The 12,364-nt window shown below is 53.8% G+C and carries 14 protein-coding genes; 9 read left to right on the top strand and 5 right to left on the bottom strand.

Translation table 11 applies throughout. From position 1 onward, the window contains the following. Nucleotides 1-445: 445 nt before the first annotated feature. From mcrB to WC598_RS13710, 6 genes are all read left to right on the top strand, one after another. A complete protein-coding gene (gene mcrB / locus WC598_RS13685) occupies nucleotides 446-1,759 on the top strand; it encodes a coenzyme-B sulfoethylthiotransferase subunit beta (RefSeq protein ID WP_372962065.1) in 1,314 nt (437 codons plus the stop codon). 16 nt (nucleotides 1,760-1,775) lie between these two features. Further along, nucleotides 1,776-2,246 carry a methyl-coenzyme M reductase operon protein D gene (mcrD, locus tag WC598_RS13690; protein WP_372962066.1) on the top strand — a complete coding sequence of 157 codons (471 nt, stop codon included), beginning with the start codon at nucleotides 1,776-1,778 and terminating at the stop codon, nucleotides 2,244-2,246. Nucleotides 2,247-2,248: 2 nt separating this feature from the next. Then, a complete protein-coding gene (gene mcrC / locus WC598_RS13695) occupies nucleotides 2,249-2,884 on the top strand; it encodes a methyl-coenzyme M reductase I operon protein C (RefSeq protein ID WP_372962067.1) in 636 nt (211 codons plus the stop codon). 7 nt (nucleotides 2,885-2,891) lie between these two features. Then, the gene (gene mcrG, locus WC598_RS13700) at nucleotides 2,892-3,659 is read left to right on the top strand and encodes a coenzyme-B sulfoethylthiotransferase subunit gamma (protein WP_372962068.1); all 768 of its coding nucleotides are present in this window, start codon (nucleotides 2,892-2,894) and stop codon (nucleotides 3,657-3,659) included. Between the two features lie 2 nt (nucleotides 3,660-3,661). Further along, nucleotides 3,662-5,350: a coenzyme-B sulfoethylthiotransferase subunit alpha gene (gene mcrA, locus WC598_RS13705; protein ID WP_372962069.1), complete on the top strand. Its 1,689-nt coding sequence runs from the start codon at nucleotides 3,662-3,664 to the stop codon at nucleotides 5,348-5,350. A gap of 139 nt (nucleotides 5,351-5,489) precedes the next feature. Further along, complete coding sequence (locus tag WC598_RS13710; protein WP_372962070.1) at nucleotides 5,490-6,650, top strand: TIGR04083 family peptide-modifying radical SAM enzyme; 1,161 nt, start codon at nucleotides 5,490-5,492, stop codon at nucleotides 6,648-6,650. A gap of 51 nt (nucleotides 6,651-6,701) precedes the next feature. Here the strand turns inward: WC598_RS13710 and WC598_RS13715 are convergent, their stop codons facing one another. The 5 genes from WC598_RS13715 to WC598_RS13735 form a co-directional block, all read right to left on the bottom strand. Beyond that, nucleotides 6,702-6,857 carry a hypothetical protein gene (locus WC598_RS13715; RefSeq protein ID WP_372962071.1) on the bottom strand — a complete coding sequence of 52 codons (156 nt, stop codon included), beginning with the start codon at nucleotides 6,855-6,857 and terminating at the stop codon, nucleotides 6,702-6,704. Nucleotides 6,858-6,887: 30 nt separating this feature from the next. Beyond that, a complete protein-coding gene (locus tag WC598_RS13720) occupies nucleotides 6,888-7,037 on the bottom strand; it encodes a hypothetical protein (protein ID WP_372962072.1) in 150 nt (49 codons plus the stop codon). Nucleotides 7,038-7,660: 623 nt separating this feature from the next. Then, entirely contained in the window at nucleotides 7,661-8,608 is a 948-nt protein-coding gene (locus WC598_RS13725; protein ID WP_372962073.1) for a hypothetical protein, read from the bottom strand. A 201-nt stretch (nucleotides 8,609-8,809) separates the two neighbouring features. After that, nucleotides 8,810-9,073, bottom strand: coding sequence for a type II toxin-antitoxin system RelE/ParE family toxin (locus tag WC598_RS13730; RefSeq protein WP_372962074.1), 264 nt, complete (start codon nucleotides 9,071-9,073; stop codon nucleotides 8,810-8,812). Further along, nucleotides 9,070-9,405 (bottom strand): hypothetical protein, encoded by a 336-nt coding sequence (locus tag WC598_RS13735; protein WP_372962075.1) that lies wholly within the window; start codon nucleotides 9,403-9,405, stop codon nucleotides 9,070-9,072. The genes WC598_RS13730 and WC598_RS13735 overlap by 4 nt, the downstream gene beginning before the upstream one ends. A 735-nt stretch (nucleotides 9,406-10,140) precedes the next feature. Here WC598_RS13735 and WC598_RS13740 point away from each other — a divergent pair. The 3 genes from WC598_RS13740 to WC598_RS13750 all read left to right on the top strand — a co-directional run bounded on the left by WC598_RS13740 (nucleotide 10,141) and on the right by WC598_RS13750 (nucleotide 11,567). Then, a complete protein-coding gene (locus tag WC598_RS13740) occupies nucleotides 10,141-10,719 on the top strand; it encodes a hypothetical protein (RefSeq protein ID WP_372962076.1) in 579 nt (192 codons plus the stop codon). 200 nt (nucleotides 10,720-10,919) lie between these two features. Next, nucleotides 10,920-11,423: a hypothetical protein gene (locus WC598_RS13745; protein WP_372962077.1), complete on the top strand. Its 504-nt coding sequence runs from the start codon at nucleotides 10,920-10,922 to the stop codon at nucleotides 11,421-11,423. 9 nt (nucleotides 11,424-11,432) lie between these two features. Next, nucleotides 11,433-11,567 carry a hypothetical protein gene (locus WC598_RS13750; RefSeq protein ID WP_372962078.1) on the top strand — a complete coding sequence of 45 codons (135 nt, stop codon included), beginning with the start codon at nucleotides 11,433-11,435 and terminating at the stop codon, nucleotides 11,565-11,567. Nucleotides 11,568-12,364: the final 797 nt, after the last annotated feature.

Raw genomic sequence — 12,364 nt, forward strand, 5'->3', positions numbered from 1 at the left:
AAAAAAGCAACAGTCTGATTTACAGTCCATGTCACGCATGCATCGACAACAAAAAAACCGGAAGTTGTGCGGGGATCGGAAGGTCCCCAACCCGATATTTTTTATAGAGAGCGCACCTGAAAGTAGGCTTTTTACAGGGTCGTCATAACAATATGTCCCACTTTCCTATACAATATTAATACTGCGTAAAAAAAAGAATCCCTGTAGTTATGTAATATTTGAACATTGCTTCTTTTTTAGTAAGTATTCATATATTAATATATATCATTGTTCCGACATAAAATAGCAATACTTATATGGCAAAATTGGGAATTATTCAATGTCCCATCTTAGGGGACGTGCAATAGCGACTTTCACTCATTTCCAGTGTTCCTTGTATAGGACACTTTCACTTTCAGCGACTGTATTGTACCGCGGTTAAACGAAAAAATTTGGAGGAATTCAAATGGCAAAATACAAAGACACGATCGACCTCTACGACGATGAGGGTAAGCTCTTAAAGAGCAATGTCACTCTTGACAAGATCAGCCCCCTGACCAACAAGGGTGCACTTCAGGTTATCGACCTGACCAAGAGGACCGTAGCAGTCAACCTTGCAGGTATCGAGGACGCACTCAAGACCGGAAAGGTCGGCGGCAAGTCCAACCAGATCCTCGGCCGCAGCATGAACTGCAGCTGTGTCAAGGACTGTGACGCAATCTCAGCCAAGATCAAGGACATGGTGCAGGTAGCTGACGGTGACAACACCAAGATCACCAAAGTCGGCGGCGGCAAGATGCTCCTCGTCGAGATCCCAACTGCCCGTATGGACGCAGCATCCACCTACGATGTTGCATCAACCGTAGTCGCAGCAGCCACCACCTACGCGGTCATCGACCAGTACAAGGTTGGCATGTTCGACGGTTCCTACGTCAAGGCAGCAGTCTGGGGTACCTACCCGCAGACAATGGACATGCAGGGCGGCAACGTTGTTTCGATTCTGTCGATCCCCCAGTTCAACGAAGGCCTCGGCTATGCACTCCGTAACATCCCCGCAAACCACGCGGTCATGATGACCCACCGGAATGCAATGCAGGCAGCAACCCTCATGGCCACCTTCGAACAGGCAGGTCAGTTCGAGATGGGTAACGCAGTCGGCCCGTTCGAGCGCGCCCAGCTCCTTCTCTACGCATACCAGGGACTCAACGCAAACAACATCGTCTGCGACCTCGTCAAGAAGAACGGCAAGACCGGTACCATCGGTACCGTCGTGCAGAGCCTCGTCGAGCGTGCCATTGAAGACAAGGTCATCAAGGCAGGCAAGAAGGGCAAGAGCGGCTACATCTTCTACGAGACCAAGGACCCCATGCTCTGGAACGCCTACGCATCTGCAGGTACCCTTGCAGCAACCATGGTCAACTGCGGTGCCGGACGTTTCGCCCAGGCAGTCTCAGCAACCCTGCTCTACTTCAACGACCTGCTCGAGCACGAGACCGGTCTCCCAGGCTCCGACTTCGGTCGTGCAATGGGTGTCGCAGTTGGTTTCTCGTTCTTCAGCCACTCGATCTACGGTGGCGGCGGCCCCGGTATCTTCAACGGTAACCACGTCGTAACCAGGCACGCAGCCGGTGTAGGCATGCCCTGTATTGCTGCAGCCTGTGCACTCGACGCAGGAACCCAGATATTCGGCCCAGAACACACGTCGAAGATCTACCAGGACACCTTCGGACAGCTTGACGCATTCAAGAAGCCGATCCAGGCAATTGCAAAGGGCATCTAAGCCCCATCGGATACGAATGACTGAAGCCACGTTCCCCCAGTGCAGGATTGATTCAGAGCGTCTGATGAATCCAGAGACAACGGAGAAACTACTGAACAGGATTGTGAGTGTTCCCGGAGTACGGCGTATGGTCCTTAACGGACAACGCCTCCCGGTAACGATCCCCTACGGGCCGGCCAGAGGACAGGCCAATCCTCATCCTATGAGGAAGACCATCCATGTCGGCGAGCAGGAGATCCCCCTTCAGGTTCATGTAGGCACCGTTCTTCTCGAGATCGAGAACCGCGATGTCATCCCCGCACTGAAAGCCGCAGTCGAACCGGTTTTCACCGAGTTTTCCTTCCGTATCAAGGAGGGTAAATTCATGAAGACCGAGCCGTCACTTGTGGATTACTGCAAGTACGGTCCGAATGCGGACAAAGAGATGCTCGGCCTTGCCGATCCTAGCAGCAAGTCCAAGCCGATAATCCTCCAGGGTTTAAGATAATCATGCCGATTGGACGAGTAACCCAGGTTGTTGACTGCCGCGAGGCGATGGGCATGGGTAAAGGAGGCGGTATCGCCCAGCGTGGTACCATCTCCGAATGCCGGTACCCGGATGTCATTGTGGTCGGGATGTCTCCCGGACGCCGCCACGTGACAAAACCGGTGTGCGATATCACCTCAGGTCTGCGACAACAGGGCGTTGAATACAGTATCAGCACGCTGGTACTGAATGCCGGAAGTGGCGTACCGCCGGACGCACCGAAGATCGGTGGCTCTGTCCTCGGCGCTTATTTTGGGCTTACTCCGAAGGAGATCGTGCAGATTGAGAAACACAAGGTTGCCATCCTCCACCACGGGAATGTACGTTCCCACGTGGTGCACAAGGTCCGTTTTATCCTTCAGGCTTGTGATGTGAAGGCAATCGTGGTTTCCCAGTCCCCGGTGGATTATGAGGATTTCGCACGGGAGGGCGTGAAGACATCGGTAGTGATGCCGCCTGAAGATAAGATCCGCACCAAAGGTACGGTCATGTCCATTGTGAGCGGTGTAACCCGGGGTCAGACCCCCACGCGTGAAAAGATGGCAGAAGTTATTTCGTCAGTCATGAAACTCTTGAAAAAGAAGCAATTATTGGAGTGATAAAAAAATGGCATACAAACCCCAGTACTGTGCAGGCCAGAGCATTGTTGCCGACAACAGGCGCAAGCAGATGGACCCGGCACACAAGCTCTCGAAGCTTCGGGACATTACCGACAAGGACATTGTCCTGATCATGGGACACCGTGCACCCGGCTCAGCCTACAAGAGTGCACACCCCCCGCTCTCCGAGCAGCAGGAACCAGCCTGCCCGGTCCGCAAGATCGTGACCCCGACCGACGGCGCAAAGGCCGGCGACCGCGTCCGTTACATCCAGTTTGCAGACTCAATGTACAATGCACCCTGCCAGCCCTACCTCAGGTCATACCTCGAGGCATACCGCTTCCGCGGTATCGACCCAGGTACCCTGTCCGGCCGTCAGATCATCGAGTGCCGTGAGAGAGACCTTGAGAAATACGCCAAGGACCTCGTCAACACCGAGCTCTTCGACCCCGCACTCTGCGGTATCCGTGGTGCAACTGTGCACGGCCACTCCCTCCGTCTCGATGAGAACGGTATGATGTTCGACATGCTCCAGCGCTGTGTCCTCGACAAGAAGGCCGGCGTTGTCAAGTACGTCAAGAACCAGATCGGAGAGCCCCTCGACGCAGAAGTCAAGGTCGGCAAGCCCATGGACAGCAAGTGGCTCAAGGCAAACACCACCATCTACCACTCGCTTGTCGGAACTGCCTACCGTGACGATGCAGAAGCAATCGAATACATCCAGCGCATCCACTCGCTCCGTGTGAAATACGGCTTCATGCCCAAGGAGGCATAATTATGGCAAAAGCAGCAAAAATCGAGAGAACCCAGAAGCTCTTCCTCAAGGCAATGAAGGAGAAGTTTGCAGAGGACCCCCAGGCAACCTCAACCGTCTTCGGACGCGAAGGTCTTGAGCAGTCCCCCCGCAAAGTCGAGTTCATGAAGGCCGGCAAAAAGGTCGAGATGGACCGCGGTATCTCCGGCTACGACCCCAAGCGCTGCCACCTCGGTGGTATCCCGCTCGGTCAGCGCCAGCTGATGACCTACGAAGTCAGCGGAACCAACGTCTTTGTAGAAGGCGACGACCTCCACTTCGTCAACAACGCTGCAATGCAGCAGATGTGGGACGACATCCGCAGGACCATCATCGTAGGTCTTGACCTCGCCCACAACACCCTCCAGAAGCGTCTCGGCAAGGAAGTTACCCCTGAGACCATCAACGAGTACCTCCACGTGCTGAACCACGCAATGCCAGGCGGCGCAGTTGTTCAGGAACACATGGTCGAGACCCACCCGTCCCTTGTCGACGACTGTTACGTGAAGATCTTCACTGGCGACGACGAGATGGCAGATGACATCGAGCCCCAGTTCCTCCTCAACCTCGACAAGCTCTTCCCGGCAAAGTCCGCAGCAGCCTTAAAGGCAGCTGTTGGCAAGTCGATGTTCCAGGCAGTGCACATCCCCACGACCGTCAGCAGGACCTGCGACGGTGGAACCACCTCCCGCTGGTCTGCAATGCAGATCGGTATGTCCTTCATCGGTGCATACCACATGTGCGCAGGCGAAGCAGCAGTCGCTGACCTCGCATTCGCAGCAAAGCACGCCGGTGTTATCCAGATGGCAGACATCCTGCCCGCCCGCCGTGCACGTGGCCCGAACGAGCCAGGTGGCATCAAGTTCGGTCACTTCGCAGACATGATCCAGGGAGACCGCAAGTACCCCAACGACCCCGTCAAGGCAACCCTTGAAGTCGTCGGTGCAGGTGCAATGCTCTTCGACCAGATCTGGCTCGGATCTTACATGTCCGGTGGTGTCGGATTCACCCAGTATGCAACCGCTGCATACACCGACAACATCCTCGATGACTACTGCTACTATGGTCTTGACTACATCAAGTCCAAGCACGGCGGTCTCGGCAAGGCAAAGCAGACCCAGGAAGTTGTCAACGACATTGCAACTGAAGTTACCCTCTACGGTATGGAACAGTACGAACAGTACCCCACCACCCTCGAGAGCCACTTCGGCGGTTCACAGCGTGCATCCGTCCTTGCAGCAGCATCAGGTATCTCCTGTTCACTCGCTACTGCAAACTCGAATGCTGGCCTGAACGGCTGGTACATGTCCATGCTCGCCCACAAGGAAGGCTGGTCACGTCTCGGCTTCTTCGGCTACGACCTGCAGGACCAGTGCGGTTCCGCGAACTCAATGTCGATCAGACCCGACGAAGGCTGTATCGGCGAACTCCGTGGACCAAACTACCCCAACTACGCAATGAACGTCGGACACCAGGGAGAATATGCAGCAATTTCCGCTGCCGCCCACTATGGACGCCAGGATGCCTGGACCCTGTCCCCGCTCATTAAGATCTGTTTCGCAGACCCGTCGCTCAAGTTCGACTTCTCCGAACCCCGCCGCGAGTTTGCACGTGGTGCAATCCGTGAGTTCATGCCAGCCGGCGAGCGCTCACTGATCATCCCCGCAAGGTAAGCACATCCCCCACAAAATTTTTTTTTCTTTTTTCACCTGCTTCTTCCGATCAACTACCGTTTTGGTTTTACACAGCCTGATTTCCGGATTTGCTGTTTCGTAATCCTCTTACCCTGACAGGAGAAACAGAAAAAGTACGATGAAGAACCCCTTCCACATCATGATCATCCCGACGCTGGGCTGCCCCGGCAGGTGCAAGTACTGCTGGAGTTCGGAGGAGGGGTCGCCTGTCATGAGCATCGGGACCGTGAAGGAGGTTGTTGCGTGGCTTAAGGATTTCCGGAAGGACCGGGTGACGTTCACGTTCCATGGGGGAGAACCCCTGCTTGCCGGGGCTGACTTTTACCGGGAGGCACTGCCGCTGCTCGCGGGAGAACTCGCGGACCTTACCCCGGAATTTGCGATGCAGACCAATCTCTGGCGGATGACTCCGGAGATTGCCGGGGTGCTTGCGGAATACCATGTCCCTATCGGCTCCTCCATTGACGGCCCGGAGGAGATCACGGATTCCCAGAGGGGAGACGGGTACTTCGCAAAGACGATGAAGGGATACGAGGTAGCAAAATCTGCCGGTCTTTCGGTGCGGTTCATCTGCACGTTTACGAACAAGTCAGTGAAGCACCGGGAGGAGATCTTCAGGTTCTTCAAGGAGAAAGGGTTCGTCTTAAAACTCCACCCGGCCCTGCCATCGCTCCGCTCCGAGAACCCGAAGGAGTGGGCGCTTGAGCCGGCCGAGTACGGGGAGCTGCTGGTCTTCCTGCTCGACAAGGCGCTCGACAATATCGGGAGCGTTGAAGTGATGAACATCAACGATCTCTGCCGGTGCGTCTTTACCCGGCGGGGATCGGTCTGCACGTACGTGGACTGCATGGGGAGCACGTTTGCCGTGGGACCCGACGGGAGCATCTATCCCTGTTACCGCTTCGTGGGGATGCCCGAGTGGGTGATGGCGAACGTGCGGGACCGTCCGACGATGGAGCAGCTGATGCAGTCCGGACCCGGCCGGAGGATGACGGCGTTTGCGGAATACGTGAATACGGCCTGCAAGGACTGTGCGCACATCCGGTACTGCCGGGGGGGATGCCCGTACAACGCGATTGCCCCCTCGGGAGGAGCGCTCGACGGGGTAGACCCCCACTGTACGGCCTACAAGCGGATCTTCGATGAGCTCAACGAGCGATTGAACAAGGAGATGTTCGAGGCCCCGATGCCGGGGATGGGCGGGTTCGGGATGCCGGCGCCAAAGAAACCGTCCAAGCCCGGCGTGATGGCGCTGATGCGGGCTATCGTGGAGAAGTGAGCGGCGCCGGGACTCCGGGCACAGGACAAAAAAGCGGCCCGGTATCCCTCTTCACAAGCCCATCCATGCGGCTCTTTTTTCTTCGGACGGAATCACATCGATGATGAGCCGGTGGTGCAGGATGATGATGATCGCCCGGTAATTACCGGACCGATAAAAACCGTTATTTTCCGGACGGGAGCACCCGGCCGGGTCCGGTTGTTTCATGCGGGGGACCGGGGTGCAGGTTCCCGTTTTTTATTTGAGGCCCTGGGTAAACCGCCAGTAGATGGCACACCCGCTGTCCTCGCCGGGACAGATCTTTTCCTCAAAATCCGGACAATTGCTCCCGCAGGGGGATTCCGGAGCGTCTGACTCGTTTGGTTGTTTTCTGGATTTGACTGCCATAGATCGATCCAATTGAATGTGTTCCGTGTCCCCACTTAATGGTATAGTTTTCAGAGTGAGGGCGCCACTCACATCCATTGCCCGGGAGCACCGGTCGCGATCCGGGAAAAAGAGGGGGGGGTCCCCGGCCTACCCCCCCTCACATTTTTTTCAAAACCAACCGGACCCCCCTCCCCCAGCAGGGGGGAGGTATGCGGGAGACCCCCCCACCCGGTCGGACCCGGCGGACTTCCCTACTCATTTTCGGGTAGCGGGCGGGAACAGGGATTCACGCCGGGGGTTCCACGCGAAATGCAGCGTGGACGGGTGCGCGAAAAGGTGCGTTACTCACGTTTGAGGCCGGGGGGTCTCGCGGGGACCACCCCCCTCGTTGTTTTTTACATTGAGGGGACCCCCCTGGCATTTGGGTGGCTGGGAGGGGGGGGCATGCAATGGATTTAGTCAGATGTGTTTTTCGCAACCTTCATGGTGCATCCTCCAGCAGCGGTTCGCCCGTATCGTGGAAGGGGTGGAGCGGACTCGTGAGCAGCAGGTGGCATTGGGAAAATAGATCGGGGGGTTGTGCGAGGGGCTGAGGGCGAGGGCGTTTAAAGGAGAATCCGGTGTGCAATTTTAGGTCTCAATTAAATTTTATTAAGTTCCAGACTCGTAAACCAATAAGATTCCTGAAGAATTTTCTTGATTTGAGATATCTCACTCAAAATATCGGAATCAATCTTTTTAAGCACCAATATTTGATTATCAATAATCTTTTTCGAGTTCGTGATCTTTTCCTGATCCGTTTTTTGTAAAAGTGATTTAACTTTATTTAGAACGGGAAACACTTCGAAAAGAAACGATCTCTTCGACAACCTCCAATCGGAATACGTATTATTTTTAAATAGGGAGACCGTTATCAGACTTTTTACATCATCAATAAGATTGTTTTCCGATATTGATTTAATATTACTCATTGAGGGAAGAGGACTCCGGATTACAAAAAGAACTTGCCCACTTTCTGGAACGGCAATTGGATCAAAATAGAATGAATCAAAGAAGTCTGGATCATCTGAATTTGATTGAAAGTTCGATTTAATTATTTGATTAAAAATTGCATCATTGCCTTCTTTAGTTAATGCCTCCATATTTTTTTCCATGAGATTGTAAATTTCATGACGTTTTTCCAACAGATTTGAGATATTTTTTACTTGACTGATAATTGTCCGATTTGACCGTAAAAACCATGGAATGGATACTTCTCCAAATTGAATGTAGAATTCTTTTTGATAAGGGAGTGGAAATACGAGTGCAGCATAGTCACGATCTTTTATCGGGTAATTCTTTTGCCAACTTACCGCATTTTGCTTGATTATTTCAATCTCACTCCAGATATCATCTTGAATCCGATTTAACTGGGAATTAATAAATTCTAACACCACGGGGCGTTCTTTTTCTTTCTGATTAATTGTGATTTGGCATTCAGATGATTTCACGGCCTTGTAAGTGTAAAAAACCATGCATAGTGTGGCCCCAGCAACAGCAAGGTTTGCAATAGTCCCGATACTTAATCCGAAAAATCCCCATTCATCCATACTTCTAATAGGTGGATTGAATGGATGTTATCTTAAACACTATGTAAATTGATTATTTTCAACAGCAGCAATCCGCCCATTTCGTACAAGAGGTGGAGCGGATTCGTGAGCAGCAGGTGGCATCGGGTCGGCAGATCGAGGGGCTTATGCAGTGGGCATTTACTTGGGAACGGGTGGCGTGAAAAGAGATCAGAATGATCCCTAATTATACGCCTCATCGTGATGAAGGAATTGTAAGAAAACAATTGCGTTTTCCTTTGCATCAATCACGTAAAACAGGACAAAATGTCCAATGTGAACCCGCCACTGGCCCTTGAGCGGGGGATGGAGAGGCTTACCCGATTCCGGGTTTTCAACAAGGAACTGTATCTTCTTCTTGAGTTGCTCGTACCGTGCAGGACTCTTCACCCGGAGCTTCATGCAGGTCGAGGCCAGCTCGGGAGCAATGACAACCCGGTAGGTCATGCCTCAATTTCCTTAAAAAAATCATCAACGGACTCATACGTTTTTCCCTTGCCTTTTTTGACATCGGCATGGGCTTTTTTCAGCTCCCGGATAAGATCCGGTTTGATCGCCGATTCCGGGGGATAGACATTCTCATCGATCTTCTCCTCAATGCGGTCAAGCCGGTGGACAATATCGGTGAGTAATGATTCAATTTTTTCATTCTTAAGAGGACCTCCGGCAGACTCCTGGACGCCGGCAGGTTTTTCACCGGTTGCGGTGATCCGTTGTGGATCGTACTCACAGCCTTTCCTGCTCCGGGATCCGGTTTGCACGGCTGCTCTGGATGCCATAGTAATGATGATGTTTGTATTCTTCTCTTCAATAGCCTTTTGCCACAGCGTTCCGTGGGGAATTCGTCGGATAATCCCGCTCACGCACATTTTCAGAGCAGCACCTTCTCCACAGGTGCAAGCGGTGCAGGATCGTACCGGCGCATCTCCCAGATGATCGTCGGACTTAACATGAAATAGCGTAGCACCATCGTGTCCCCCACCGCATCGAAGCCCTCCGCAAATTTCAGACCATCCTGGGATATACCGAGTGGCGGACCTTCACAAACGTCATCGAAAAAGCCAAAGAATCGTGCCAAACCTCAGATAATGCAATTTCAGACCATTTTGTTGACGTCAACAAAATGATCCCCTTGGCAGTGGGAGGAGCCACATCCATCCCCATTCTCCTAACCAATATCATCATATATATTTAAATCTTGATATGATCTTCTTAAAATAATCACAATGCCTCAGAAAGTCCAGTACCCGATGAAGACAAACAACCACGGAAGCATTGTGGGCGGTACAGCAGAAGAGACCATCCCGTAACGGAAACGTTGGGAAGGTGACTGCAACACCGGCCGCGAACCGGTTTCAGTACCGGATGCCGGCATGACTGGCACGGGGGCGATCCTACACAATCCATTCGGCAGGAACCCGCCGGGCCGGGTCACCGGCACCGTCAGGAAGACCTGGAACGGCGAGCGGATGCTGTTGCAAATGTCCCGTTATCGGAGAGAGACTTATGATACCATGCAACAGAAAAACAGGATTCATAAAACAGCCGGGGAGGCAGCGTGCCGGTCCCCGGCGGAAAGCGGGACCAGCCTTCCCGCACCAGGAACCGCGATTGAACACCGGAATCTGACCACCGGACACTCAGTAAGTACATGGCCGGGTATCCCCCACGACACGGAAGGGGATGAGCCGGCTCCCGGCCTCAGCGGGAGCAGGGAACGCGATGCCGAAGAAGTCATCAGCAGCTATCTGAGATCGGCCGGGATCGTGCACCGGGCCCTCCGGCTCTTTGAGGACTGGAAATACCAGCCCGCCCGGATCATCTGCTCCTGCATCCCGGTCGATATCATAGCCATCCGCAGGGATTGTGTCCTGCTCGTCCAGGTCATCAGTTCCCGGGCGCCGGACCTGGACGCCGCAACCTTGACCCGCCAGTACGGCTCGAAAATCCAGAACCTCCGGGCCATGGGAACGCAGGCCCAGTTCCGGAAGATCCTGCTGGCCTACTCCCGCAATAGCGGCTGGAAATATTACGATGTCCTGCCAGGAGGTCTCATTCCCGCGTGGGACCTGCCGGAACCACCGGCACCCTGATCGTAATTTTTTCACGATTCCCATTTCTCTTTTTCCCCGCACCGTACCAATTCCGCAGCGCCAGTGCAGCCCGATTCACTGAAACGACCTCCAGATAGCCCCGAACCCACCCCCGCAAATTATCCGTTATATCCCGCCGTCCCATGCTGTAATGTCAAAGGGCGCCCCGCGACAAAAACAAGAGAACAAGGAGAAAGAACATGGCAGACTTCATGCAAAACACCAATGTGAAGAGTGCGGTCCGCAAACTTGCGGACCCGATTGCGGACATCAGCGCGTTCAACACGATCGTCCAGTCCGTCATCCTGAACAACCCGTTCGGGTGTGTATCGTATATGAGCAGGGGCAAAAACCACCCGCCCGTAGAGAAAACAAAGGAGAATTACACGGCCAGGTTCATGTACCAGGACAGCGACGCAAGTGTTGTCGGAAGATCCTCTGATGGGTACAGCACGATTGCCGGGTACAACGACGGCATCGCAGCAGTGATTGCCAACACCGCCAACAACACGGCCCACGGCGGCACCCCGATCCACACCACGGATGCCGACAACTTCTCGGCCACCCTGAAGTGCCACGACCCGAATGGCGAGCTCTACCAGGTGAACATCTCCCGGCAGCAGGTCACCATCTCGTCCTACGAGGACGACGCGATCCGCACCCGGATCGAAACCTGGGCAGACGGCGTAGCCGCGCTTGCGTGAGGCGGGATCATGGACAACGAACTCATCCTCACCGGGGCGTTCCTCGGCACCGGGCTGCTCGCGTACGTGATCATCCCGGGAATCCTCGTTATCTGGGACCGGGTCCTCGACCACATGGAAGAGCGGGGCGGGAGCCCGAAGTAGGCCCGGGGAAAAAAACAAAGCAGGGGGATCTCCCCCTGCAATCACCCTTTTATATTTGCTTCAAAAATCAAACAGACAAATATATAACATATTTTATTACATATAGAGTAACCACAATGTCTCACGCCATCCAGCCATAACGGCAACAGGGAACCGGGGGATGCCGCACACCTCCCTCACAGGGAGGGTATCACCCGGTTCATCCTTTTGCGGGAAACGGATGGCGGACCGGGCATGCCATGGGGGAGCTGCAGAGAGAAAAAACGGTGCAACCGTGCCTGGGGTTCAGTCACCTTCGCCCAGCCGGACCCGGGAGGAGAGGAGAACTGCAGAATACACCGTGCATCCCGGAAAAGGCATTGTGGGGTTTTTTCCTTGTTTTCACAATATACCGTTCCGGCAGCAGAACCTTTCCCGGCACCCTCATCACAACAGAATCGCACAGTGATCCCGGATATAGAGACGGCAAAACGGCCTCCCATACACCTGACCAGAGGAGCATGCGACGGACAAAACGCCATTCCCGGGCCGCCCACCGGTGCCGGGGAACCCGGCGCAGGGCAGGTTGATCTCAACACAACTTAATTTTCATTAACACAACTCCACATGAGTCAATAATCCTGAATCAGGCCCCGAATTTTAAATCGGGCTTTATATAATCCGATTTCGACGAAATAAATTCGAAACCTTTTAATTAAGATCTGACCAAATTTACACTAACCACAAAGAGTATCTACTCGATGTGCGTGGCATTGCATTTTGAATACTCTCGTGCATTCGCACGCAGGGAGGAGGCT

Origin of the sequence: Methanoregula sp. (assembly GCF_041645475.1) — an archaeon.
Lineage (GTDB): Archaea > Halobacteriota > Methanomicrobia > Methanomicrobiales > Methanospirillaceae > Methanoregula.